Origin of the sequence: Campylobacter canadensis, from assembly GCF_013177655.1 — a bacterium.
GTDB classification, from domain to species: domain Bacteria; phylum Campylobacterota; class Campylobacteria; order Campylobacterales; family Campylobacteraceae; genus Campylobacter_E; species Campylobacter_E canadensis.
The window spans coordinates 1,378,180-1,403,501 of the sequence record NZ_CP035946.1; the positions used below are offsets into that span (position 1 = coordinate 1,378,180).

Here is a 25,322-nt window from a genome sequence, read left to right on the forward strand (position 1 = left end):
ACATTAATCAAGTTTTAAAAGTTTAGAATTAAACGCTTTAACATCAGCTAAATCGTGTGTTACCATTATACAAGCTATGTTAAGTTTGTTTAAATAATCAAGTACAAAGGTTCTAATTGATGAGCGAAGATTTGCATCTAAAGCACAAAAAGGCTCATCTAAAAGCAATAATTTTGGCTTTTGTGCAATACATCTTGCAAGAGCTAATCTTTGTTGCTGACCACCACTTAAAGTTTTTGGATAAGCATTTGCAAGATTGCTAATTTCAAGAGAAGTTAAAATATCCATTGCTATTTGTTTTTTGTTAGCTTCTTTGATAGCAAAAGTTACATTTTCTATCGCCTTTAAATGTGGAAAAAGTGCGTAATCTTGAAATAAAAATCCTATATTTCTTTTATGTGCAGGTATTTTAGTAATATTTATACCATCTAAAAATATTTCTCCTTCTTGTATTTCTTCAAAACCTGCAATTAGTTTTAAAATAGTACTTTTGCCGCTTCCACTTTGTCCTAAAATACACAATTTTTCTGATTTTTCAAGGCTAAAACTAAGATTATTAAAAAGTGCTTTTTCATAAGCAAAGCTTAGATTTTTAAATTCAAAATAACTCATTTTCTTTCCTTAATTAAATTAAAAATTACTAGCAATATAAAGCAAGTTAGCACAAGCACAAGTGCAGGAGCGCTAAGCATTGCAAGTTGCTCATCGCTTGCGTATCTATCCATTTCAAAAGATAAAGTTTTAAAATTACTTGTTGCTAGCAAACTTGCAAGTGGTAATTCTTTTAAAATTTCAATAAAAATTAATATAAAAGAACTTATTAAACTAGGAAGAACTAAAATAAATTCTATTTTAAAAAAACTGCTAAATGGGTTTTTTCCTAGACTTAACCTTGCGTATGTAATTGAGCTTGGCAGTTTATTAAAAGCAGCATCAAGCCCATTAAAGCCAAGAGCTAAAAATCTAACAACATAAGCAAATATTAAAAGCACTGGGCTAAGCGTTAAAAATAAAGCATTATTAATACCAAAAAAATTATAAATTGGCTCATTAATTCTATCAATACAAATAAATAAAGCAAGCATACAAATAGCAATAACAGAACCAGGAATGCTATAACCCATATTTGATAAAGAGCTAATAATTATCTTAGCCCTACCCTTCTTAAAGCGTTGATTAAAAGCTAAAAATGTAGCAATAATTAAAATTATTAAGCTTGAGCTTAAGCTTAAAAAGAAGGTGTTTTTGCTTAAAATAAATAAAGCAGAGTAATTAACATCTAAAAAACTTCTCTTAAACCAAATTAAAATATGAATAACAGGTAATAAAAAACTAAAAAAAAATATGAACGAAAATAACACAATAATTATAAAACTAGCTATTTTACTAAGTTTTTTTCTTTTTATCGGATAAGTTTTTGAGCTTATTTCATAAGGTCTTCTAAATATTTTTTCAACAAGTAAAATAAAAAACACAACAAAAAGTAAAATAACAGCAAGTTTAATAGCCGCATTTAAATCATTATAAGCAATCCAAGCCTTATAAATCCCTGTGCTAAAGACATGTAAGCCATAGTAGTTTGGCGCTCCATAAGCATTAAGTGTTTCCATAGCGCAAAGACTTGCTCCTGCAACAATGGCTGGGCGACTTAGCGGTAAAATAATTTGAAAAAATATTGCTGTATCGCTTTTACCAAGGCTCTTTGCACTGTTTATAATATTTGCTGAAAATTTAGCTAAAAAACCCCTAAGTAAAATATAAACATAAGGAAAAAAAGCAAGGCTAAATACAAAAATAGCACCATAAATATTCATAATATCAAAATGAATTCTTAAATTAAATTGCTCTCTTAAAAATATATTAAACCAAGAAAAATAAGAGAAAAAATCAGCATAAATATAAGCAAATAAATAGCTAGGAATAGCAAAAGGTAGCACTAAAACAAAGCGAAAAAAATTTCTAAATCTATACTCATAAAAACTTTCAAAATACGCTAAAAATATAGCAATAATAGTAGAAAACAACAAGGTAAAAAATAATATTATTCCTGTATTTTTAAAATACTCTACTAAATAACTATCAAATAACACAGCCGTGTTATCTTTTATTGGCTGTGTTATGAAAAACATTACATAAAAAATAGGAATGAGTATTAAAAATAATAAAAAATAAGCAAGAATATCGCTTAATTTTCTCACTTCCACAACGCCTTATCTGCTATTACCTGAGCTTGTTCAAGGTTTTTTGCAATATCATTAAAATCAATTTCACTTGCTTTAAACTCGCCCCAAGATTTTACAACCTCAGCAGGACTTGCTTTAGAATTTACAGGAAATTCATAATTTGTTTGAGCTAGAATATTTTGTGCTTCTTTACTTAGCAAAAATTCCATCAAAGCAGTTGCTTCTTTTATGTTTTTAGCATATTTTGTAATACCTGCACCACTGATATTTATATGAGTTCCGCCATCGTTTTGATTTGGAAAAAATATCTTTAATTTTTTAAATACTTCTTGCTCAATTGGGTCTTTTGAAACCGACATTCTACCTAAATAATAACTATTCATAATAGCAATAGCACCATTTCCAGCCACAATCGCCTTTGCTTGGTCTCTATCATTACCCTTTGGGTCTCTTGCAAAATTTGCTACAAGTTTATTTGCCCAATTTTGAGTTTTTTCTACTCCATCTTTTGTAATCATAAAGGCTATTAGATGGCGATTATATGATGATGTTGATGAGCGTGTTAAAACCTTGCCTTTAAACTTAGCATTAGCTAAATCTTCATAAGTACTAAGCTCTTTTGCATCAATTTGTTTTGGGTCATATACAAAAACCCTAGCTCTATAAGTGATTGCAGCCCAAGTTTTGTCTTTGTCTTTGAATTTTTGTGGGACAATTTCATCTACAACTTTTGATGAATAAGCTTGTAAAAGCCCTTTTGTCTTAGCCTTGTATAAATCCCCTGCTCCAACTGTCATAAAAAGGTCTGCACTTGTATCTTTTCCTTCTTGTTCTAATTTGTTTAAAAGTGGGTCAATTTTATCTTGAACTAAATTTACTTTTATCCCTGTTTTAGCTGTAAATGCATCAAATACAATCTTATCTGAATCATAATGTCTTGAAGTATAAACATTTACAACACCTTGCGCTAAAAGCATTGAACTTGCCATTAAAGTTAAAACAAGCTTTTTCAATATATCTCCTTAAATTAAAAATAAAAAAATCTATTTTATTATAAAATAGTAATTATTATCATCATCATAAAAATTATTTTTATTTAATAAATATTAATTAATTTAATATTAAATAGCTCTTTAAATAAAGCAACATATATTTATTTTTCTAAAAATCTAAAAGGAATTTAATGAAGCAAGGTAATTTTTCTACATTTTTTGTTAATAATTTAGGCTTTTTTCTAATTTTATTTTTAAGTAATGTATTTTTAAATAGTTATGAATTATTTTTAGAACACCATAATATTAGTGCTAGAGCTTTATTTATTTCTGACTTACTAAAATATTTTAAAAATTTTTTCGTTGCTGCTTTGTTATCTTTTATCTTTGTATATTTGGCATATTTAAGTAAAAACCATTATAAAAAAGTAATTTTTATACTTTTTATACTTAATTATTGTTGTTTTATTATTGATTATTTTTTAATATCACATTTTAATTCTTTTCTTAATCAATTTATTTTAGACTCGCTATTTAGAACAAATTCAAGTGAAAGTTTAGAATTTATAAAAAATTATTTTTCTTTATCTTTTGTGCTTTGTGCTGCCTTATTTTTAATAATACAACTAGTACTATTAAAGATAAAAATAAAACTACAAGTAGCTAAAAAAATCAATAAAATACTTTGCTCAATTTTAATTTTACTAAGCCTTGTAACCGTGCTTGATATGATTAAAAAGTATCACAAAACCCAACTTCTTTCTTATAGTTTTGTAAGGCTTGAAAGCTTTAATATTACAAGAATACTATGTGCGTTTTTATACTATAAAGAAAGCGCCTTTGTAGATTACAAAGCCTTAGTAAATGAATATAAAAATATGTATTTAAGCAAAGAAAAAATAAGCGCAAAAAATAACATAAAAAATATTATTTTAATCTTAGGAGAATCCTTAAATAAAAATAAAATGAGCCTTTATGGGGGGGGGTATTTAACAAATCCATATCTTTCTAAATTACAAAAAAATGGCAATTTAATAGCATTTTTGGATGTTATTGCGCCTTATTCTTCTACAAATCCTGTTATGCAAACGATTTTAAATTTCTCAAATTATGAAAATACAGATGAAAAACACCCTTGGCATAGCTATTTTGATGTTATAGGACTTTTTAAATTAGCTTCATATGAAACATTTTTTATTAGCAATCAAGAAGGTTTTGGTATGTGGGGAAATGCTGCTGCTAGCATTGGTAGCAATGCTTTGAATGTATATTTTAGCAATCAGGGTAAAAATAGTATAAGATATATGAATTTTAGACCTGATTCTGTTCTTTTTGAATATATAAATAATATAAAATTAAAAGAAAAGAATTTTATAATAATCCATCTTATGGGCTCACATTTTATATATGATTATAGGTATGAAAATAATTTTAAAAAATATAAAGCAGCCGATATTAAAAGTAATTTAGATGAAAAAAAGCGTAAAAAGATTGCTTCTTATTACAATAGCATTTTATATAATGACTACATAATAAATAGTATTTATGAAAGATTTGCTAAAGATGATAGCCTTATTTTATATCTTAGCGACCACGCAGAAAGTTTATATGATGATAAAACTAAAAGTGTTTTAGGGCATTCTATAATTGATAAAACAAATGCAGAAATTCCTTTTATTTTTATATTTAGCGACACTTTTAAACAAAAACATAACAACTTATTAGTAAAAATTCAAAATGCAGTAAATAAAGCTTATATGAGTGATGATTTAATACATACTTTATGTGATTTAGCAGGATTAAATTATTATGAATGTGATGAAAAAAGAAGCATAATAAATGAAAATTACAACGACAAAAGAAAAAGATTGTTTCATAATGTAGATTATGATAAGTTTTTAAAATAGCTTAAAAATACTTTAAGCTATTTTAACAATCTTAGCCTTTCTTTGTTTTCTTTAGAAATTCTTAAACTATCACGACACTTTTGCATACAAAGCTTTAAGCATTTTTCTTCAAGTTTATTTTCTTTTAAAAAAGCAAAAGTTTTTTCATAATCTTTTGCAAACATTACTTGAAAATACCAAGCTTTTGCCATATTTACATAATATTCATCACTTGTTACACTAAAAACTAGTTTTAAACCATCATCAATATTTATAAATCTCATAAAACATAAAATTGCAAATCTTATACGGTAAGTTTTGTTACTTTTAAGCTCTTTGCTAGCCCAAGATAAAATATCATTTTTCTTAAAGCTTTGTGGTGCTAAGCTATCACAATTTGCCCAATTATCAACATAATCAAGATAATAATCACAATATTTTAAAGCTTTGTTAAAATCTTTTTCTAAATTAATACCATAAGCGATAATTTGCAAATATTCATAGAATTTATCATTTTTTAAGAAATTATTAAAAAATTCATCAAATTTATTATCTTTTTGTAACTTTTTTGCATAATCTTTTAAATGCTGCGAGCGTACTCCTAAAAACTCATATTTAGTAAAAACAAGTTTTTTATGAAAATCTTTATATTTTAAATCAATAAATTTACTTAATTCTTTTTTCATATTAATCCTTACACTCAATTTTTTTTAGCTTTGGTAATTTTAAATCAAAATCATTTATTAAACTTAAAAATACATTTATGTGTTTATTTTCGTAATTAATTTCATAATAAATATAAGCCTTATTTCTCGTAGAAATAAGTAAATTTGCATTTTTTAGTATTTTTAAATGTCTTGAAATTCTTGATTGAATCATATTAAAACTTTCGCAAAGCTCACAAACACAAAGTTTTTTATGCAAGTGCAAAAATGCTAATAACTGTAATCTTACTTCATCATTAATCGCTGCTGTGTAATTTAATAATTCTTTCATAACATTCCTTAAAATGATTTTTATTAATATTAACAATTTTGCCAAAATTAATATTAACAATACAAACTAAGCTAGCAAAAGAGCCAAGCCAAAACAAAGTAATGCTAACTCCAAAGTAAATTTAAAGAAATTTAAAAGAGATATTAAAATGCTTGTTAAAGCTGCATTAAAATGTAGTTTTTATTTTAGCGATAAATAAAATCCTACTAAAAATAATAAAGGTTTAAATAATTAAAACTATTAAAATATAATTATTTATGATATTTTTTCCTTAAAAATAGTTATCATAATTAGTAAAAATACAAGCATTGTAAATCTATCAAAACTAATAAAAATGCTTATAAAAAGCAATAAAAATACGCATAAAATTGTTAGCATTAGCACAGCTTAGCTTAACCATAGCAACGCAAAGTGTAAGCTCAAGCAACACTACTGCAGCTAAAAATTCATAATAATTTTTAAAATTATAAATATACTTAAAAACAAAATTGCTACTAAGTGTATCAAAAATGCCTTAAAAAGCTAATTCGCAAAGCAAGTTAATATAAATTTTTGGATTTTAAAACTATGTATAAGATTTATAAAATCAATTTTAAAAAATAACCATTATCAAAAGTAAAATTAATATTACACAAGTTATTTTTGCCTATGAAAATAATTTTAAATAATTATCAAAATTAGGCAAATATAGCCAATAAAACGCCAATTATCATACATATAATCAATCAAAGTTTAAGTTTTTTTTAAAAATTAATATTATTTTTTCATCTATATTTTTAAAATTTATTAATTTTTATTTATAAATTGTTTTAATAAATTCTTTTTCAATATAAGCACTTGGCTTAGGATTTAAAACATATCTTACAATATTATGCTTTAAATTAAAATATTTTATACTACACCCAATAGTTATCAAATAATCAATATCAGCAAGATTATCAATTAGCTTTGATTTTTCTTTATATATTTAAATTTACTTTTTAAATATTTAATAGCCTTTAAAAAGTTCTATATGTAAATAAAAAGTAAAATTACTTAATAAAAAAAATAAAGTAAAATTCCAAAAATATTTGCCATAGCAAGAACGCTAAGTATAAATATAATCATCATACGAGTTTTAAACATTGATTTTAAAAGTATAAGTTCTGGTAAAGAACATCCACCACCAGCAATCAAAAAGCTAAAAACCACTCCTAAAGGAAAACCTGCGTTCATAAGACTAATTCCAAGCGGAATAACAAAATCCGTTCTAACATAAAGCAAAATTCCAAACAAACTTGCAAGGAATATTCCATAAATTCCAAGATTTGCTAAATTATTTGATAATAAATCTTGTGGAATAAAATTATGAAAAAATGCCCCAATAAGCATTCCAAAAAATATATATTTAAATATCTTTTTATAAGATAACAAGGCTTTATAAAAACACTCTTTAAATTTTAATTTTGCTTTGCACTTGCATTTACTTTCTTGTTTTATTAATAAAAAATCATCTTTAATTAATAAATCTGCAGCTAAAAAAGATAATACAAATGAAACAATAAAAACAAAAATAACAATAAATGTAACATAAAATATAGTTATTTTTAAGCCAAAAGCAGCTAAAAGCATTGTAAATATCATAGGATTTATAAGTGGTGATGTAAGCAAATATGCAAAGCTTATCCCATGATTTATACCATTTTTTAAAAGTGAATTAAAAAGAGGTATAGTTGAGCAAGAACAAAAAGGAGTTAAGGCTCCTATGAATATTGCTTTAAAATATGAAGTAAGATTATTGCTTAAATATTTATTTATATTAAAACTATTATTTACATAAGTCATCACGCTATTAATAAGTAAAAATAGTACTGTTATTTCACACATTAAAAATATAAATTCATAAAATGTAGCTAATAAATTAAAAGATATTTCATTCATAATATTTCCTTTTTTCGTAATAGTATAGATATTTTGTAAATATCAAGTTATCTTGATATGTAAAAAAGTATTAATTTTTTTATAAATACTATTTCTAAACTAAATTATCAAAAATACTAATGAGTTAAAATACATAAAAATAGAATTTATCTGCGTAAGCAAATAAATTCTAAAAAGTTTTATAAGCTTCTATATCCAAAAGAATGTATAGCAGAAGTTACTGCAACACCAACTAAGAAAATAAAAATTAATTTTAAAATCACAGCAACTACTATAACTACCCCTATTGCTATTAAAATATTTACAATTTTTCTAGCTCTTAACTTAGATACAGGCATTAATTCATATTTTGTAAAAAATTCTTTTAGCAAATAAAATCTATAAGTAGCCGCAGCAATTATTGATATAATAAAATAACTTATAGCATAATCAAATTAAATATTGCAAAAAATATTACGGCTTTAAAGCACATTGACCTAAGTGTATAAAACAACTAAATAATAATGCAGGAAAACAAAAATCACTAAATCTAAACGAATATCTTGCAATGTTTGATTTAGCATCATTTGTATAATATTTTGCAGCCTCGCATAATTCATTAATAATTACTGCATTCTCTAGCTCACCAAAACAATCAGCTAATTTTTCTCTTAATTTATCTTCATTTTTTATTAATTCTTTAGCATTATCGCTAATCATGAACTCAATCATTTTTTACTCCTTATTCTAAAACTAATAATATTTTATGATAGTTATCTCTTTGCACTGCTTTATATACAAAAAATAAATCTATTAATACATAAATACCAAGTCCCCATAAAATAAAAACACCTATAAAAATAAAAGCCGTAACAAATCCAATAATTAAAAGAGCTAATTTTAAAAAGCCAAGAAAATAGCTACCTTGATAAAATCTATCCACACCAAAACCACCAAAGAAAAAGCCTAAAATAACAGCTACTATCGGGTTTTTAAATGGATTAAAACTTCTTAAAAAGTTAACAATAACTCTATAAAAATTGCTTTTTTTGACCCGCAATATAGAGGTATTTTAGATAAAATGAATTATGGTAACGAAGGTAAAAATCGTGGCAAAATGCGTTCGTTATTACCACAAATGGATGAAAAAACCATAAGTAATTTTATCAAGGAACAAAAAGAGTGTTGGTTAATAGCGGATATTTATTTTTATGGGTAGATAAATTTCAACTAGCTGAAGGTTTAAACACTTGGTTTAGCGATAAAATGTATATAATAGATTTTATTACTTGGAATAAACAAAAAATAGGTATGGGGATAAAACAAGGCACAAAAGTGAATATTTAATAATAATTCAAAAATATCCTAAAAAAGCTAAAAGTACTTGGGCTTTACATAATATTCCTGATGTTTGGGATGAAAAACTAGCAAAAAAAATACATACACATGAAAAACCATTAGAATTACAAAAACAACTAATTTTAGCTACAACTAATGAAAACGATATAGTTTTAGACCCAGCAGCAGGGAGCTTTTCGGTAATGAAAGCGTGTTTTGAGTGTAATAGAAATTTTTTAGGATGTGATTTAATTTATAAAGAAGTGGATGAGTAAAATTATTAATGCTAAAGGTAGAATTAATAGTAACTCAGGATATACAAGAGTTATAGGTAATGAAGAATTAGGAAGGCTATTATCAAGGGTGCAAAGCACTATTATTTCCAATGAAAGCAAGCTTGAAAGAATGCTTATAGCTAGAAGCAAGTGCATTAAAGATATAGATGAATTTATACAAAACGCTACAGAAAATAAAATTAATAATGGAACATATTTGTGTTTAAAAAAAACTTTTAAAAAATCTAAAAAATATAGCAAAAAAATAGAACCTGATATGATGATTTTTATAGTACAAGAAAATAGGGTTTGCAAAATTATAGAATTAAAAGATGGTGATGCTTTTGATACTAAAAAATCAGCTAAAGAAAAATCTTGAAAAATTTTCTATGCTTTTTGGGGTTAAAATTCCTTTTGTAACCAAATATTATATTTGCAGTTTTAATCCAAACGACAAAGAAAAATCAAATTAGGATTTAAAGGTGTTTTTGATTTAGAAAATATAATGACAGGTAAAGAACTATGTGAAATTTTAAGTATAAACTATGATGAAATATTAAACATTCGCAAAAAAGATGCTAAAGAAAATTTAGAATATTTTATAGACGAACTAATAAAAATTAAAGAAATTAAGAAAATAATAAAAAGTAAAATCTGAAAAAACAAAAAACCTATGCTAAAAAATAACATAGGTTTATAAATTAAAATGTGTAGCGTAATGTAGCGTTTAGTTCGTAATCTTGTTTAAATGATGTGCCAAAGCTTCTTTCAAGACCTAGGTTTAATCTTAAGTTTTCATTAAAGCTATAAGCTGTTTGAATACTTGCAAAGCCGTGATTGTTTTTTGAAAGTTTTATGCTTGAATTAGCACTAATTCCTGCAATTAAATCTCCAATATGTAAATTAGCCTTGTTATTATGCAAATTAACAACCGCTCCAAGCCCTGCTCTAAAAATAAAGCTATCTAAATTAAGTCCATAATAAACTTGTGGTTTTACAACAAATGGTACATATTTATTAACACTTATTATTGTGCCTTTATACTTATCTTCATATTTGCCAACATAGCCTGTAATAAATTCTAAACTAGGCTCAATGTAAGAGCTTGTAAAAATATCAAATCTATATCCAGCTTCCATAGAAAGCAAGAAAGAATTTTGCTTTTTAAAACTATGTTCTTTTTGTGAATAAGATGTGTTTAAGTATTTTAATACCGTATCAGCAAAATATCCATCATTGTTAATATAGCTAAAATAAGCTCCTATGCTATAAGCCTTTGTATCAGTAAGTGAATTAATCTTATCAAAGCCAATTAATGCTCCGCTTAAAAGTTCTGCGTTTGATAAATCGTTTTTTTTATCTATACCAATTTGGGTTGAGTAATAATTAAAATGATTGTTATTTCCGCTGTATCTACCTCCATAAGTTCTTAGCCATACACCAGTTTGAGCGCCCATTGCTCTAACTTCACCTAAACGCTTATTCATATTATTAAGTTGCACATTAATTGAGCTTGTAGCGTTTTTACTAATATCATCTATTTTTGCTTGTAAGCTTTCTGTTGCTATTTTGTTAGCTAGGTTTTTTGCCTGAGCTTTATCTTCTTCGCTAAGATTGCTTGAGCTTGCTACTAATGTAATTAGCTCTGTTGCAGCTTTTGAATTGTCGTTATAAAATTCTCCTAAAGAGTTCTTAATTTCTTCTTTTTTAGCTAAGCCTTCTTTGGTTTCGTTTTTTATTTTATCTAAGATAGTTGCGATTTCATCTTTTCTTTTTTCAATTTCTTTGTTTAGTGCGTCTATGTTTTGGCTTTTGTTATCTAATTCTGATTTTGCTTGTTCTATCTTGCTTTGAGCGTCTTTTAATTCTAGTTCTTTTGCTTGTAGTTCTTTTTTAAGCTTTTCGTTATTTGCGTCGGTTGATGTTAGTTGCTCTTGTAAAATTTTTTTCCAAAATTCTGCATCATCAATATTTTTTTTATTAGCACTAATGTCATTTTCAAAGCTCTTATTTTCATCCATTAATTTATTTATAGCACTAATTCCATTTTGATAAAATTGCAAAGCTTCATCTTGTATCTTTTCTTTAGTTTTAATATCTTCACGCTTTAATTGATATTGAATATTAAGCTCTTTTATTTGCTTTTGCAATTCATCTTTTTGCTTAGTTAATTCAGTTTTTTTAACATCTTCTAAATTTTTATCAAGTTCATTTAAAATATTGTTATATTTATCTATACAATCATTTTTTTGCTTATAATAAGGTTCAAGCTCTCTTACTGCTGTTTCATATTCTTTTTTGGCATTTTCATATGCCTTTAAATTTTCATCTTTTGCTTTTGTAAATGCTGATATTGAAGATTCGTTAGCTTTTATTGTATTTTGTAAGTCTTGATTTTTTTTAGTTAAAGCCTTAATTGTCATATCAAAATTTTGATTTTTACTATTAAGTTCTTTTAATTTATATTCTAAAGAAGAAATATTATGTTGTAACTTTTCATACTCATTATTTATATTTTGTTTATTTTTAATAGCATTTTTATAAAATAAATTTGCTTTTTCATAATTTTCTACGATATTTAATTTTTTACTTGATAAATCACTAATTTGCTTTTGTAATTCTTGTTTTTGTGTAAGAAAATCTTTTAAATTCTGTATGTTTTCACTAGCAAAAACATTTGCATTACAAAGTGCAATAGCACACAATGATGAAAGAAAATATTTTTTCAAATTAAACTCCTTTTAAAATTTCAAAGTATATTTTAACTTGTTATAAATAAAAAAAAGTTACTTAATTTATTATAAAAATAACATTAAGTTAATATTAATTCTTTTAGTTTTTTAGCAAATATCTGTGCATAAAATTCATCAAAATACATAGCAGGTTCAATGCATTCAATCTCATTTACATAATAAAGTTTTGATAAAAATATATCTACCCTAGCATAAAAACACTGCGTGCTAAACTCACTTAGCGCCTTTTTTGCAATATTAATAAGCTCACTATCTGGTTTATAATCTTTTATAACAACGCCATAATTTGCATTGGCTCTGAAATCGTTATTTTTAACTCTTTGTTTAGCATAAAAAAACTCATTTTGAATAAAAAATAAACACAACTCGCTATCATGCTTGATAAAAGGTTGGATTAAAGCTTTATTTTTATAATCATTAATATTAATTTTTTCTTTATCTTTATGTACCGCAAAACCACTCTGCCCTACTAATGGTTTTATAATTTGCCCCTTGCTTATTTCATAAGTGTCTGTTATCTTGCTAGGTACTGCATTGCTAATATTTAATAAATAATCTTTTTTTGAATTTTTTCTAACGATGTTTGAATCATTAATTAATGTTATCTTTTTTTCATCACATTCATTTAAAAATTCTAAGAAATAATCATATTTTAAAGAATAATCCCAAACCCCTAACATTAAAGCATATTTACTCTTTATTTCTTGCTTATCCCAAACTACATAAGTGCTTTTAATATTTAATTTTTCTAAATGTTTTTTTAATAAATTAAGCGATATTGAACCATCTTTATATTCATTGCTAACTAAAATACTAATCATTACAAGGCCTTAAAACTTGAATAAAAGCTGTATCATCTTCATCATAAATTATTCTTGCATCAATTTTATAAATCTTTTTTAATAATTCTTTATTTAATATGTCTTTTGCATTGCCTTGAGCTATTATACTTTTATCGTGTAAAACTATTAATTCATCGCAAAATAACGTTGCTAAATTTAAATCATGTAAAATTACAATGCTAATTAAATTCTTTGATTTTACTTGTTTTTTTAGCTCACTAAGCAACAAAGACTGAAAATGCAAATCAAGCGCACTAACAGGCTCATCAAGCATTAATAACTCTGGTTCTTTTGCTAAAACTTGAGCAAAGGCTATCATTTGTTTTTGCCCACCACTTAGCATATTTATTTGCATATTTGCTAAATGTTCTATGTTTAAATCTCTCATAATTTTTAAAGCAAACTCCAAATCGCTATCCTTTAAAACTATACCTAAATCTTTTAATTTAGCTAAAAGCACAACTTCAATAGCACTAAAGCTAACATCGTTTAAACTTTGTTGTACCATAAAAGCAATTTTATCCTTATAATTTTTATCAGTATGCAAAGTATTATTTAATGTAATTTTTGCACTTGAATTTATATTTTGATAAATTGCTTCTAAAATTGTACTTTTACCTGCACCGTTTGCGCCAATTAAGGCATAAATCTTACCTTTTTCTAAACTTAAACTAACATTATTTATAATTTGTTTACTACCTCTTTTTACAGATAAATTTTCAATTAAAAGCATTTTTTTTCCTATAAACAATAAAAAAGAAAAAAGGAACTCCAATAAAAGAAGTAACTATTCCGATTGGAAATAAAGCACCTGGAATTAAAATTTTTGATATTACTGAAGAAAGCGATAAAAATAAAGCCCCTGTTAATAAAGAAGCTAACATAAAAAATCTTTGGTCTTCTCCAACAATCATTCTTGCGATATGCGGCGCAACCAAGCCAATAAAACCAATAACACCAACAAAAGAAATAGCCGTTGCGCTCATAATAGAAATTATTAAAAGCACCCTAAATCTTAATGCACTTAAATTTACCCCTAAGGCTTGTGCTCTTTGTTCTCCTAACCTAAAGGCACTTAATCTCCAACTATCCTTTAATAAAAATATAAAGCAAATAAAAGTTATAACAAATACTATAATTACATTATACCATTTACTCTTATTTAAAGAACCAAATAACCAAAATAAAATTTGTTGAGATACTTCAGGAGAGCTTAAATATTGCACTAAGGATAACAGTGATTGAAATAAAAACAATAAAGAAATTCCTACTAAAACTAGCATTGAACTATCAAAACGCCTTGATTTTGCAAATAAAAATAAAACAGATGAGCAAAGCATTGTCATAACAAAAGCACCTATTGGAACTGCAAAATAAATAGAAATTCCAGCTACTCCAAAAGCAATAACAAGTGATGCGCCAAAACCAGCTGCAGCAGCTAATCCTAATGTGTATGGACTTGCCATTGGATTGTTTAAAATAGTTTGTATTAAAGCTCCACCCAAACCCAAACTAGCACCAACAACCAAAGCCATAATAGCCTGTGGCAATCTTAATGAATGAGTGATGATATAATCAAGTTCATCAACTTCTATTGATGAAAAAATAGGCTGAAACAAAGCCTTTGCTACGCTAATTGGACTTATCATTGATGGTCCTGTAGCTATATCACACAAAAATGAAATAAAACATAGAATACAAAAAAACAACAATAGCAGTGCTTTTTTCTTTTGCACTGCTTTATAATCTAATAAATACTTATTCATTTTCAATATACTTGAAAGGCAAATGTTCCAGTAGGAACTACAGGTAGATATTTTTTGTGAAAGTCAATATAGGTTTTAACAGGGTCAATATCTCTAAATAAATCAGGATATAACGCCTTAGCTATAAATTCTACCATAGCAGCATCAGCTAAAGTTCTGCTTGCACCTTGATAAATACCATAAACTCTATTATTTTTCACAGCATTTATAAACTTATATCCATCTCTATTTAAATATGCTTTTAATCTTTTATTTGCCTCGTCTTTGTCAATTCCAATACCCATAACCATTGCATCTTTGTTTTTCTTTAGTTCAGTTTCTCTACCTGCAATTATGATAACATCAGGATTACTAGTGATAACTTGTTCATTAGAAATAGGTAACCATTTTTCAACATAAGGTAAAGCAATATTATCTCCTTGCGCTAAATCAATTAAAGAACCCCACATATCTTTACCGAAGGTGTTTCCTTGCTCTTGTGGTCCAACATTACCAAATTCTATATAAATTTTAGGTTTTTTAACATTTGCAGCCTTAATGCGTTTTTCTACATTCTCAACCGTACTTACATAAAAATTAATTAATTCTTTTGCTCTTTTTTCTTCGCCTGTAATAAGACCTAAAAGTTCAGTACTTTTTACATGTCTTTGCACGCTTTCTCTATTATAATCTAATACAACTATAGGAATTTTAGCCTTTGTTATTACATCTAATTCATCTTTTATTATTTCATACTGCCAAGCTGCTAAAATAAGCAAATCAGGCTTTAATGATAAAACCTTTTCAACAGAAAATGTACTAAGTTCGACCTCTCCAACATCAGCTAATTTATCAAGTTGTGGCAAAGCTTTTAAATATAAATCCCAGCTTGTTGGTGTCCAATCTGTCCATACTTCTTTAGAAAAACCTACAACATTATCAAGGCTTTTTACCCCACCAACTGCTAAATAATCAGTATAATAAAAACCTAAAACAATTCTTTTAGCAGGTAAATTTAATGTTACCTTTCTATCTAAAACATCTGTTACTTCAATACTTTTAGCAAATAAATTTATACTAAAAATACAACATAAAGCTATAATAAAATTACGCATTTTTTCCCCTTATTTGAATTTTAAAGTAATAACAATTATAATTATTTTTAGTAAATAATTATAAGAATAATTATTAGTTTTATAATTTTTTATTTTTGTTAGTTTTATATTATTTTTTATAGATATTTTTAAATAAAAATAATGATTATTTTGCTTTATTTTAAATTTTTTATGTATAAATATTTAATATATTATAAAAATTAATTTTTCTTGCTTTTTAGATTTTATAATTTAATTGCTTAAAGTTATTTTTATTTTTACTTCTTTTAATTACAAAAACTTTTATTAATATAGATTTAGCAATATAATTAATGATTGTAAAAATAACATATATATGTTTTTATTTTTAATTTTACATAAAATTAAAATTTTATCTAATTAAAGAGCTTTTTTATAAAGTTATAATATTTTAAGTAAAAATATAAAATAAATAAAAAACTTATATAAACATAATATAACTTTAGTTTTTATAAAAATCAGCACCTTTTGTATTTACTCTAAATTATTTTTTAAATCTAATTATAAAATTATTAGAATATTTTTTAAAAATATGCTTTATAAATCATAAACAATAGTTATTAAATAAATATTTAGATGAAAGAATATATAAAACGCTCTTAAAATTTAAAAATAAACTATAATTAAAAATAATTACTTTTTACTTTATTTTCTTTAAAACATTGCTGTTTAATAATAACTTGCATTTATTTGTTTTATAAAATGCCATTAAATAATCACTGCAAAGTAAGTATAAACTTGACTTCAAAAAATTTTATAGCTCATATAATTCTTATAATTAGCATATTTTAAATTTACTTATTCTTTAATAGTGGTTTTTGCGCTAATATACGATGAGTTAAAGCTAAAATTTACTACATTGCTTAAAAACACCTATAATATTTATTTAAATACTTAGCTTTTAAATCTTTTGAACGCTTATTAAAATTTCGTATGTTAATATAGCTAATTTAGCGTATGCACAATTTAAAAATAAAGTGCAAAATTATAAATAAATATTACTAAAACTAACAATACATAAACTTTAATAATCAATAATCTAGCTTTTATTTAATAATAATTATTTTTATACATAAAAATAAGAAAATAAAATTTCTAAATACAATATTTTCTAGCAAAATTATACTTTAATAATTTTTATAAAATATGCTTAAAATTACTTAAATATAAACTATCCACACCCAGCTAAAACTAATAAAAAATGCTTTTAATTTATAAACTAATTTCTAAATTAAATTAAAAATAAATTATTGTATTGTTAAAAAATTGTTATAAAAATACTTATTTTTTTAAGTATTAATATTTAAAAGTTATTTTAGTGGCTAAAAAGCCACTAAACAATTTATTCAAAAAGCTTTCTTGCTTAAGCTTTGATAAAAATAAACATATGCTTATTTAGAATTATTAAATGCAAATTAATTAACATTTAAATTAGTATTATTATCTTTAAATTCAAATTCTATACTTTTTGCTCCAAAACCCTTAGCAATAGCCATTAATGTATCTTCTGCACTTTTGTGAATTTTACTTTCTAGGTTTTTAATTAGTGTTAAGGATAGCTCTTTTACCTCTTCTTTTGCTTCTTTAATTAATTTATTTTTTTGTTCTTCACTAAAAGAAAAGCCTGTATTATTAATTAAATCAGGAAGCAAAAAAGGTAATAATTTTGCATTTTTTTCATCATAAAATTGCATATCTATTATGCTATGTTTATATTTACACTCTGGCATAATTATCTTATAATGCCCATCATCTAGCTCAATTATTTTAAAATTCTTATCTCTTAAATCATATAAAAAACTAATTTCAAATTCAAAAATTAAAGCAATTTGCCTTTTGCTAAGCGACCAGCCTAAAATACTTTCCCAAACTCCGTTAAAAGTACTATCTTTTTTAGTAACAATTTCCTTACTAAAAACTTGAAAAACACTTAATTCACCAATGGATTTCATTTGATAAATATCGTTTACTATTTTTGTTTTTTCTTCTGTTTTTGTCTTTGCAAAAAATAATTTTATACTTATAATTACTAAAATAACTAAGATTAAAATAAGTAAAATACTTTCCAAACCAACTCCTTAATTAATGCTATTGATAACCTTTAAAATATATGATTTTGATTTAGCTAATTTTATTAAATCATCTTCATTTAAATTTAAGCTAATTTTTCTATCTATACCATCTTTGCCTAGCAAATAAGTGTATGAATAGGCTAGATTTTCTTCTACAACACTTAATGGAAAAATCTTTTTTTCATCATTTTTTATACAAGATATTATACGTAATATCGTACTAGATATACCGTATTCTGTTTTATTTTTTACTTTAAAAATATCAGCACCACGAGTAATTACTTCTTTTTCAATAGCTAAATAATCATATTCTAAATTATTATCTATAAAAAAATCTTTTATATTCTTATTTAAAATAGTGCTTATACTTTGTGCAAAAAACATTGTATCTCCGTGCTCTGCAAGCATATAAGCATTGATATTATTAGCACTTATATTAAGTTTTAAAGAAAGAATTGCTCTTAGTCTTTGAGTATCAAGACTTGTTCCTGTTCCAAAAATCTTTTTAGGATTTAATTTGCTTAACTTTTGCGCATAAAAAACAATACTATCATTTGGATTAGTTGCTATTAAAATTATACCTTTAAAATTGCTTAATTTAGGGCAAATTTCTTTGCAAATATCATAATTTGCTCTAAGCTCATCAACCCTATTTGCACAAATTAAAGCGCTAAATGCAAATAATATTAAATCGCATTCAAGCATAGCGCTAACATCATCTACTACATTTATTTTTACATCAAAAATAGCATCTTCAAGGTCAATTTTTTGAGCATTAGCTAAATCTTTATTTACATCATAAAAAAACAAAGAATTTGCAATCTTCTTACTAGCTAACAAAAATGCACTAGCACTACCAACTGCACCAAGCCCTATTATGCCTATTTTCATTTTAATAATTTCTCAAACAATTCAACACTATCAAGTTGCTCCCAAGGATATGTTTTAACACCTACTTGACCAAGTGCAGCTACTTGTGCGTATGAAAAACCAGCTTTTTGTGGTTCATCAAGGCTAAATTTTTGCTTAATCCACTTTGGTGTTAGAGCAAAATGTTTTTCAACAAAATCGCTTAATTCATCATCGCTAATTTTAGTATTAGTTCCCATACAATCAACATTAATACTAGTTGGCTTTGCAATTCCTATAGCGTAGCTTAATTGCACTATACATTTTTTAGCTAATTTTGCTGCTACTATGTTCTTTGCAATATATCTTGCAGCATAAAGCCCACTTCTATCAACCTTAGTATAATCTTTACTTGATTGCGCTCCACCACCAATAGGAGAATACCCACCAAAACTATCAACAATTAATTTTCTACCAGTTAAACCACTATCATGCAAACTTGAGTGATTTACATATCTACCTGTTGGATTAATATAAATAATGCAGTCTTTTTCATTAAACAATTCTTTAGGCAAAGAACAGTCTTTAATTAAACTCATAATCTTAGCCCTAACCTCTTCTAAACTAAGGCTTTCAACACTAGGAGCTGAAACTACTATGGTATGAATTTTTTGCGCTTTGCATTCTTCATAATTTTGTTTAGTGCCGTAATCAATTGTAACTTGAGTTTTAATATCAACACCAAATTCATTAGGATTATTTAAAGCATATTCATAAACCTTATTACAAATTATTCTTGCATAAGTAATTGCAGCTGGCATATATTCACTAGCTTCACAACTAGCAAAACCAAACATAATCCCTTGGTCTCCTGCTCCTATTTCTCCATCTTCTTTATCAACACCTTGATTAATATCATTACTTTGCTTATTTAATAAAACCTGAACTTTTATATCATCAGGATGCAAACACTGTTCTTTGCTAAAACCATTTTTACCGTTATAACCAATCTTTGCTAAAGTTTTTTTCACTAATTCTTCGTATTCTTTAAAACTAACATCTAAATTAGATTTAATTTCTCCACCAATAATTACATTTTTTCCAGCAACAAAAACTTCTGATGCTACTCTTGCATTTTTATCGTAATTAATATGCAAATCAACTATGCTATCAGCAATAATATCAGCACATTTATCAGGGTGTCCTGCACTTACAATTTCGCTTGTAAATAAATACATAATAAAAATCCTTTTTTTTAATTTTTCAAATTGTATTTAAAAAAATTAATATTTTGTAAGGTAATTTTGTTATATTTTTGCTTTTTAGGAGTTAAAATGTCATTATTAAGTAGTCTTATCAAACGCTATAAAAGCACAAATTTAATGCTGCAAATTTTTGTAGGAATAATCTTAGGTATCTTGGTTGGAATTTTTTTAAAAGACTTAGTTAATTATACTTCTTTGCTTGGAGTAATCTTTGTTGGTGCGCTAAAGGCTGTTGCACCGATTTTAGTCTTTGTTCTAGTTTTATGCGCTATTAGCACTAGGGTTTATGGAGATGGCTCAAAAAGAATTAAAAATGTAATTATTTTATATTTAATAGGTACTTTTTTAGCTTCTGTTAGTGCTGTTGTAGCTTCATTTTTATTTCCAACAACCTTAAGTGGTATTAACGCTCAAGATTCAGTTAGCCTAGCAGCTCCATCTAGTATTGCTGCTGTATTTTCTGATTTATTATTTAAAATGATTGATAATCCTATAAATGCACTAGCAACTGGTAATTATATTGGTATTTTAACTTGGTCAATTGCTTTAGGACTTGCTTTAAAAAATAGTTCAAATTCAATAAAAGAAGTGATAAGCGAAGTAAATGATGGTACTATTCAAATAGTTAGATTTATAGTAAAATTAGCCCCATTTGGAATTTTTGGTCTTGTTAGCCAGAGTGTAAAAGAAGCAGGAATTAACGCTATGCAATCTTATTTACATTTACTTGCTGTTTTAGTTTTTACTATGCTTTTTGTAGCCTTTGTTTTAAATGCTTTAATTGTATTTTTACTAACTAAAAAAAATCCATATCCACTAATATTTATTTGTATTAGGCATTCAGCTTTATATGCTTTTTTTACAAGAAGTTCAGCTGCAAATATTCCTGTAAATATGGCTTTATGCGCAAAGTTAAATGTAAATAAAGACCTTTTTTCAATAGCAATTCCGCTCGGAGCAAATATAAATATGGCAGGAGCAGCAGTTACAATAGCTATTTTAGCGCTAAGCACTGCTCATACTTTAGGAATTAATATAAGTTTTACTCAAGCATTAATTTTAAGCTTCATAGCAGCACTTGGAGCTTGTGGGGCTAGCGGGGTTGCTGGTGGTTCGCTTTTACTTGTACCTTTGGCTTGTTCTTTATTTGGAATAAGCGATGCAATCTCATTAAAAGTAGTTGCAATTGGTTTTATAATTGGAGTTATTCAAGATAGCATAGAAACTGCGCTTAATAGCTCAACTGATGTACTTTTTACAGCAATTTGTTCTGATACAAAATTAAATTTAGATTTTAAAAAGGATTAATAATGAATTGGGATTTAACATTAATTTATAAAGATGATACACATTTAAACAACAGTCTAAACGAGCTTTCAAAACAAATAAATAACTTTGTAGTAAAATATGAAAACAAATTAAAAAATGTAAATAATATTGATGAAGCTTTAGATGAATTAGACGATATTTATAATAAAATAAGCACTGCAAATGCTTATGCTTATTTAAAATTTGCACAAAATAATCAAAACGGTGGATTTTTACAAAAAATAAGTGAAAAATGCACTGAACTTGCATCAAAAATAGTATTTTTTGAATTAGAATTTTGCAGTCTTGATAATGCAGAAAAATTAGCAAGTAAGAGTAAATATTCTTATATGCTTAGCAATTGGCTAATTAATAAAAAATATCTTTTAGAAAAACAAGCTCAAAGTGTATTTATGAAAATGCAAAATAATAGCGCTAATGCTTTTAGTCGTTTTTTTGATGAATTTTTGGCTGATATTGAGTTTAAATTTGATAATAAAACTATAAGCGAAGAAGAGCTTTTAAGTAAATTATACAACCCTGATAGAAAAATAAGAAAAAAGGCTGCTGATGCTTTTAGTAAAGGTTTAAAAAACAATATTAAACCACTTTTATTTACCTTTAATATGATTAAAAATATTCATAAAACTGAATGTGAAATTAAAGGCTACGAACACCCGCTTAAAGCAAGAAATATAAGCAATGAAATTAGTGACGAGAGTGTAAATTCTTTAATTAAAACTTGTGAAAATAATTTTAATTTAGTACATAAATTTTATAAGAAAAAAGCAAAACTTTTAAATATAAAACAATTAAAAGATTATGATAGATACGCTCCACTTAATCTTAATTCAAAAAATGATTGGGATTTTGAAAAATCTTGTAAATTAGTAAGAAAAAGTTTTAACGAATTTAACCCTAAATTTGCTTTAATAATGGATGAAGCTTTAAAAAATAAAGCAATAGATGTTTATCCTGCAAAGCAAAAAAGAGGTGGTGCTTTTTCTTATGGTATTAAACCTCAACCTTATGTTATGCTAAATCACACCTCAAATAGAAGAGATGCTTTTACTTTAGCGCACGAACTTGGGCATTTAATACATCAAAAATTAGCAGGAGATAATCAAGCATTTTTTTACTCAGACACCCCACTTACAACGGCTGAAACTGCTAGTGTTTTTGCTGAAATGCTATTTTTTGACAGTATAAAAAAAGATTTAAATAAAGAAGATAAACAAGCCTTACTAGCTTCAAAAATTGAAGATATCTTTGCAACCTTATTTAGGCAAATTAATTTTACAACCTTTGAAATAGCACTACATAATCACGAAGGAGAATTAAGCCTAGAGCAAATTCAAACAATATGGATGCAAGAAAGTAAAAAAATGTTTGCAAATAGCGTTATGTTAAGAGATGATTATAAGTATTGGTTTTCTTATATTCCGCATTTTATACATTCTCCGTTTTATTGCTATGCTTATTCTTATGCACAGCTTTTAGTCTTAGCACTTTTTGGACTTTATAAAAGTAATAAGTGTGAAAATTTTGTGCAGATTTATGAAAAATTTTTAAGTCTTGGTTCAAGTAAAAGTCCTAGTGATTTGGTTGCAATGTTTGGACTTAATTTAGATGATGAAAGTTTTTGGCAACTTGGTATGAATGAAGTTAAAAAATTAGTTGATGAATTTTGCGATGAGTGATTTTTTAAATAGATTAAATAAAGAGCAAAAAAAGGCAGCTGAGCATATTGATGGTGCTTTACTTATTTTAGCTGGGGCTGGAACTGGCAAAACTCAAACTATGATTTCTAGAATTGTGTATTTAATTACACAAGTAGGAATTAGCGCTGAAAGTATTTTAAGTCTAACTTTTACAAATAAGGCTGCAGCTTCTATGCAAAATAGAGCTGTATCTATGCTAAAAGAAGAAAATTATGAAGGTATGATGCCAACTTTAAGCACCTTTCATAGTTTTGGAGTATGGTTTTTAAATGAATATAGTGAATATTTAAAAGATTACAGAGATGTAAATTATCAAATAATAGAACCAAACCAAAAAAAAGAAATCATAGAACATTTAGTAAAATTAAATATGCAATCTTCTTTGCAAAATAAAAGTAAAGAAGATATAAAAGAAGAAAAGCAAAAAATAAATGACTTCTTAAAAAGCTGCATAGCCTATATTGAGCAATGTAAAAGTGCATTAATTTACGATGAAAATTCTTTAGAGCATAAATATTATTTACTTTATGAAAATGAACTAAAAATAAGAAATTATATTGATTTTGATGATTTAATCATCTTACCATACTTAATTTTAAAAAATAATCCAAAGTTAGCAAAAGAAGTATCATTAAGGTTTAATTATATTTGCGTTGATGAGTATCAAGATACTAATTTAGCGCAATTAAAACTTTTAAAAATGCTTTGTGTTGCTCATCAAAATATAGTTGTAGTTGGAGATGATGACCAAAGCATTTACTCTTTTCGTTATGCAAGGGTAGAAAATATTTTAGAATTTCAAAAAGATTTTAAAAATGCAAAAATTATTAAATTAGAGCAAAATTATAGAAGCACACAAAATATTTTAGATACAGCAAACAATCTAATTTCTCATAATAAAAATAGATATGGAAAAACTCTTTTTACTGATAATGACAGAGGTTTAGAAATTGAATTTTTGCATACTTACAATTCCGTATGTGATGAAATAAAAAGATTATTAAAAAACAATGTTGATTATGAAGAAATTTGCATTTTGTACCGTGCAAACTATGCATCAAATAATATAGAACCAAGACTTATTGATAAAAAAATTGCTTATAAAGTTATAGGAACATTACCTTTTTTTCAAAAAGCTGAAATTAAAATAGTAATTAATTATTTAAGATTTTTAATAAATAACGATGATGATATTTTATTTAAAAAAATAATTAACACCCCTAAAAGAGGTTTTGGTGATAAAAAAATTGAATTATTAGAAAAATATGCAAAAGAACATAATATATCACTTTTTGCAGCACTTAAAGAAAATCAAAATATAATAAAAAATTCAAATAGCATTAGCGAATTTATTGATATTTTTAATATTAAAGAGCAAGACCAAAATATTATTTTTCAACAAAAAATTAAAAATCTTGCAATTGAAAATATGTATGATAATCCTGTAAATAGAGCTGAAAATATTACTACATTTTTTAATATGCTATACAAAGAATGCTCAAGAAGTTATGACAAAATAAAACTAATTGAATTTTTAAATAATATTTCTTTACAAGAAAAAATTATAGAAGAAAAGCAAAGTGCAATTAATCTTATGAGTATTCATGCGAGTAAGGGTTTAGAATTTGATTATGTATTTTTAATTGATTGTGAAAATACAAAAATGCCACCTATTTATGCTGATAATTCTGAAGAAGAGCGTCGCTTAGCCTATGTTGCAATAACAAGAGCAAAAAAGAAATTTTATTGCCAATACGATGAAGGCAATCCAAGTATTTATATTCAACAAATGAGAATAAACACTAAAGCAAAAATTACTAAAAATAGTAGTTTTAATGTTGGAGATAGGGTTTTTCATAAAATTTTTCAAAATGGAATAGTGATTAAAAGCAGTGAAGATAAAAGCTTGGTAGATTTTGATGGTATGTTAAAAAATATCTCAAATTCTTTCTTGAAATTAGCAGAAAATGATGAAATTTACGAGTATGATGATATTAAAATAGATTATTCTGATATTTAAAAAAGTTAAAAATTATCTTTTTTAGGCTAATATTTAAAAATTATT

The 25,322-nt window shown here is 25.5% G+C and carries 26 protein-coding genes; 8 read left to right on the forward strand and 18 right to left on the reverse strand.

Features of this window, described 5'->3' with window-relative positions; translation table 11 throughout:
• Positions 1–3: 3 nt before the first annotated feature.
• From CCANL266_RS06560 to CCANL266_RS06570, 3 genes are read right to left on the reverse strand one after another with little or no spacing between them, the layout of a single operon-like run.
• Positions 4–612, reverse strand: coding sequence for an ABC transporter ATP-binding protein (locus CCANL266_RS06560; protein WP_172233099.1), 609 nt, complete (start codon positions 610–612; stop codon positions 4–6).
• A complete protein-coding gene (locus CCANL266_RS06565) occupies positions 609–2,198 on the reverse strand; it encodes an ABC transporter permease (protein ID WP_224316123.1) in 1,590 nt (529 codons plus the stop codon). The genes CCANL266_RS06560 and CCANL266_RS06565 overlap by 4 nt, the downstream gene beginning before the upstream one ends.
• Entirely contained in the window at positions 2,195–3,196 is a 1,002-nt protein-coding gene (locus tag CCANL266_RS06570; protein ID WP_172233102.1) for an extracellular solute-binding protein, read from the reverse strand. Before CCANL266_RS06570 ends, CCANL266_RS06565 begins: the two co-directional genes overlap by 4 nt.
• A 170-nt stretch (positions 3,197–3,366) precedes the next feature.
• On the opposite strand from CCANL266_RS06570, the gene CCANL266_RS06575 reads away from it, so the two are divergent.
• Positions 3,367–5,082, forward strand: coding sequence for a phosphoethanolamine transferase (locus CCANL266_RS06575; protein ID WP_172233105.1), 1,716 nt, complete (start codon positions 3,367–3,369; stop codon positions 5,080–5,082).
• 17 nt (positions 5,083–5,099) lie between these two features.
• On the opposite strand, the gene CCANL266_RS06580 is transcribed toward CCANL266_RS06575, so the two are convergent.
• The 7 genes from CCANL266_RS06580 to CCANL266_RS06605 all read right to left on the reverse strand — a co-directional run bounded on the left by CCANL266_RS06580 (position 5,100) and on the right by CCANL266_RS06605 (position 9,016).
• Positions 5,100–5,747: a DNA alkylation repair protein gene (locus CCANL266_RS06580; protein ID WP_172233108.1), complete on the reverse strand. Its 648-nt coding sequence runs from the start codon at positions 5,745–5,747 to the stop codon at positions 5,100–5,102.
• 1 nt (position 5,748) lies between these two features.
• Complete coding sequence (locus tag CCANL266_RS06585; protein WP_172233111.1) at positions 5,749–6,057, reverse strand: ArsR/SmtB family transcription factor; 309 nt, start codon at positions 6,055–6,057, stop codon at positions 5,749–5,751.
• A gap of 255 nt (positions 6,058–6,312) precedes the next feature.
• Positions 6,313–6,435 (reverse strand): hypothetical protein, encoded by a 123-nt coding sequence (locus CCANL266_RS09690; protein WP_263449585.1) that lies wholly within the window; start codon positions 6,433–6,435, stop codon positions 6,313–6,315.
• Between the two features lie 657 nt (positions 6,436–7,092).
• Positions 7,093–7,977 carry a permease gene (locus CCANL266_RS06590; RefSeq protein ID WP_224316117.1) on the reverse strand — a complete coding sequence of 295 codons (885 nt, stop codon included), beginning with the start codon at positions 7,975–7,977 and terminating at the stop codon, positions 7,093–7,095.
• Positions 7,978–8,156: 179 nt separating this feature from the next.
• Positions 8,157–8,348, reverse strand: a complete 192-nt coding sequence (locus CCANL266_RS06595; RefSeq protein ID WP_172233114.1) for a hypothetical protein — start codon at positions 8,346–8,348, stop codon at positions 8,157–8,159.
• Between the two features lie 82 nt (positions 8,349–8,430).
• Positions 8,431–8,688 (reverse strand): hypothetical protein, encoded by a 258-nt coding sequence (locus CCANL266_RS06600; RefSeq protein ID WP_172233117.1) that lies wholly within the window; start codon positions 8,686–8,688, stop codon positions 8,431–8,433.
• A 10-nt stretch (positions 8,689–8,698) separates the two neighbouring features.
• Entirely contained in the window at positions 8,699–9,016 is a 318-nt protein-coding gene (locus tag CCANL266_RS06605; protein ID WP_172233120.1) for an NINE protein, read from the reverse strand.
• Between the two features lie 122 nt (positions 9,017–9,138).
• Between CCANL266_RS06605 and CCANL266_RS09595 the strand changes: the two genes are divergently transcribed.
• The 4 genes from CCANL266_RS09595 (at position 9,139) to CCANL266_RS09610 (ending at position 10,227) form a co-directional block, all read left to right on the forward strand.
• Entirely contained in the window at positions 9,139–9,303 is a 165-nt protein-coding gene (locus tag CCANL266_RS09595) for a hypothetical protein (RefSeq protein ID WP_224316113.1), read from the forward strand.
• Between the two features lie 5 nt (positions 9,304–9,308).
• The gene (locus CCANL266_RS09600; RefSeq protein ID WP_224323819.1) at positions 9,309–9,569 is read left to right on the forward strand and encodes a DNA methyltransferase; all 261 of its coding nucleotides are present in this window, start codon (positions 9,309–9,311) and stop codon (positions 9,567–9,569) included.
• Complete coding sequence (locus tag CCANL266_RS09605) at positions 9,562–9,948, forward strand: hypothetical protein (RefSeq protein WP_224316111.1); 387 nt, start codon at positions 9,562–9,564, stop codon at positions 9,946–9,948. The genes CCANL266_RS09600 and CCANL266_RS09605 overlap by 8 nt, the downstream gene beginning before the upstream one ends.
• A 126-nt stretch (positions 9,949–10,074) precedes the next feature.
• Entirely contained in the window at positions 10,075–10,227 is a 153-nt protein-coding gene (locus tag CCANL266_RS09610) for a hypothetical protein (protein ID WP_224316109.1), read from the forward strand.
• Positions 10,228–10,270: 43 nt separating this feature from the next.
• On the opposite strand, the gene CCANL266_RS06620 is transcribed toward CCANL266_RS09610, so the two are convergent.
• The 8 genes from CCANL266_RS06620 to metK form a co-directional block, all read right to left on the reverse strand.
• Complete coding sequence (locus tag CCANL266_RS06620) at positions 10,271–12,298, reverse strand: autotransporter outer membrane beta-barrel domain-containing protein (protein ID WP_172233123.1); 2,028 nt, start codon at positions 12,296–12,298, stop codon at positions 10,271–10,273.
• Between the two features lie 83 nt (positions 12,299–12,381).
• Positions 12,382–13,143: an ATP-grasp domain-containing protein gene (locus CCANL266_RS06625; RefSeq protein ID WP_172233126.1), complete on the reverse strand. Its 762-nt coding sequence runs from the start codon at positions 13,141–13,143 to the stop codon at positions 12,382–12,384.
• Positions 13,136–13,897 (reverse strand): ABC transporter ATP-binding protein, encoded by a 762-nt coding sequence (locus CCANL266_RS06630; RefSeq protein WP_172233129.1) that lies wholly within the window; start codon positions 13,895–13,897, stop codon positions 13,136–13,138. Before CCANL266_RS06630 ends, CCANL266_RS06625 begins: the two co-directional genes overlap by 8 nt.
• On the reverse strand, positions 13,884–14,930 hold the full coding sequence (locus CCANL266_RS06635) for a FecCD family ABC transporter permease (RefSeq protein WP_172233132.1): 1,047 nt from the start codon (positions 14,928–14,930) through the stop codon (positions 13,884–13,886). The genes CCANL266_RS06630 and CCANL266_RS06635 overlap by 14 nt, the downstream gene beginning before the upstream one ends.
• A 2-nt stretch (positions 14,931–14,932) precedes the next feature.
• The gene (locus CCANL266_RS06640) at positions 14,933–16,024 is read right to left on the reverse strand and encodes an ABC transporter substrate-binding protein (RefSeq protein WP_172233135.1); all 1,092 of its coding nucleotides are present in this window, start codon (positions 16,022–16,024) and stop codon (positions 14,933–14,935) included.
• 1,433 nt (positions 16,025–17,457) lie between these two features.
• On the reverse strand, positions 17,458–18,111 hold the full coding sequence (locus tag CCANL266_RS06645) for a DUF4230 domain-containing protein (protein WP_172233138.1): 654 nt from the start codon (positions 18,109–18,111) through the stop codon (positions 17,458–17,460).
• Positions 18,112–18,120: 9 nt separating this feature from the next.
• Complete coding sequence (locus CCANL266_RS06650; protein ID WP_172233141.1) at positions 18,121–19,005, reverse strand: lactate/malate family dehydrogenase; 885 nt, start codon at positions 19,003–19,005, stop codon at positions 18,121–18,123.
• Positions 19,002–20,201 (reverse strand): methionine adenosyltransferase, encoded by a 1,200-nt coding sequence (gene metK, locus CCANL266_RS06655; protein ID WP_172233144.1) that lies wholly within the window; start codon positions 20,199–20,201, stop codon positions 19,002–19,004. Before metK ends, CCANL266_RS06650 begins: the two co-directional genes overlap by 4 nt.
• A gap of 96 nt (positions 20,202–20,297) precedes the next feature.
• On the opposite strand from metK, the gene sstT reads away from it, so the two are divergent.
• The 3 genes from sstT to CCANL266_RS06670 are packed head-to-tail and all read left to right on the forward strand — an operon-like array spanning position 20,298 to position 25,277.
• Complete coding sequence (sstT, locus tag CCANL266_RS06660) at positions 20,298–21,536, forward strand: serine/threonine transporter SstT (RefSeq protein WP_172233147.1); 1,239 nt, start codon at positions 20,298–20,300, stop codon at positions 21,534–21,536.
• Complete coding sequence (locus CCANL266_RS06665) at positions 21,536–23,236, forward strand: M3 family oligoendopeptidase (RefSeq protein WP_172234421.1); 1,701 nt, start codon at positions 21,536–21,538, stop codon at positions 23,234–23,236. The genes sstT and CCANL266_RS06665 overlap by 1 nt, the downstream gene beginning before the upstream one ends.
• A complete protein-coding gene (locus tag CCANL266_RS06670) occupies positions 23,229–25,277 on the forward strand; it encodes an ATP-dependent helicase (protein WP_172233150.1) in 2,049 nt (682 codons plus the stop codon). Before CCANL266_RS06665 ends, CCANL266_RS06670 begins: the two co-directional genes overlap by 8 nt.
• The last annotated feature ends 45 nt before the right edge of the window (positions 25,278–25,322 follow it).

Coding starts and splice junctions, on each gene's coding strand:
- CCANL266_RS06560 (WP_172233099.1), bottom strand. CDS start 612: ATGAGTTATTTTGAATTTAAAAATCTAAGCTTTGCTTATGAAAAAGCA.
- CCANL266_RS06575 (WP_172233105.1), top strand. CDS start 3,367: ATGAAGCAAGGTAATTTTTCTACATTTTTTGTTAATAATTTAGGCTTT.
- CCANL266_RS06580 (WP_172233108.1), bottom strand. CDS start 5,747: ATGAAAAAAGAATTAAGTAAATTTATTGATTTAAAATATAAAGATTTT.
- CCANL266_RS06585 (WP_172233111.1), bottom strand. CDS start 6,057: ATGAAAGAATTATTAAATTACACAGCAGCGATTAATGATGAAGTAAGA.
- CCANL266_RS09690 (WP_263449585.1), bottom strand. CDS start 6,435: ATGCTAACAATTTTATGCGTATTTTTATTGCTTTTTATAAGCATTTTT.
- CCANL266_RS06590 (WP_224316117.1), bottom strand. CDS start 7,977: ATGAATGAAATATCTTTTAATTTATTAGCTACATTTTATGAATTTATA.
- CCANL266_RS06600 (WP_172233117.1), bottom strand. CDS start 8,688: ATGATTGAGTTCATGATTAGCGATAATGCTAAAGAATTAATAAAAAAT.
- CCANL266_RS09605 (WP_224316111.1), top strand. CDS start 9,562: ATGAGTAAAATTATTAATGCTAAAGGTAGAATTAATAGTAACTCAGGA.
- CCANL266_RS09610 (WP_224316109.1), top strand. CDS start 10,075: ATGACAGGTAAAGAACTATGTGAAATTTTAAGTATAAACTATGATGAA.
- CCANL266_RS06625 (WP_172233126.1), bottom strand. CDS start 13,143: ATGATTAGTATTTTAGTTAGCAATGAATATAAAGATGGTTCAATATCG.
- CCANL266_RS06630 (WP_172233129.1), bottom strand. CDS start 13,897: ATGCTTTTAATTGAAAATTTATCTGTAAAAAGAGGTAGTAAACAAATT.
- CCANL266_RS06635 (WP_172233132.1), bottom strand. CDS start 14,930: ATGAATAAGTATTTATTAGATTATAAAGCAGTGCAAAAGAAAAAAGCA.
- CCANL266_RS06640 (WP_172233135.1), bottom strand. CDS start 16,024: ATGCGTAATTTTATTATAGCTTTATGTTGTATTTTTAGTATAAATTTA.
- CCANL266_RS06650 (WP_172233141.1), bottom strand. CDS start 19,005: ATGAAAATAGGCATAATAGGGCTTGGTGCAGTTGGTAGTGCTAGTGCA.
- metK (WP_172233144.1), bottom strand. CDS start 20,201: ATGTATTTATTTACAAGCGAAATTGTAAGTGCAGGACACCCTGATAAA.
- sstT (WP_172233147.1), top strand. CDS start 20,298: ATGTCATTATTAAGTAGTCTTATCAAACGCTATAAAAGCACAAATTTA.
- CCANL266_RS06670 (WP_172233150.1), top strand. CDS start 23,229: ATGAGTGATTTTTTAAATAGATTAAATAAAGAGCAAAAAAAGGCAGCT.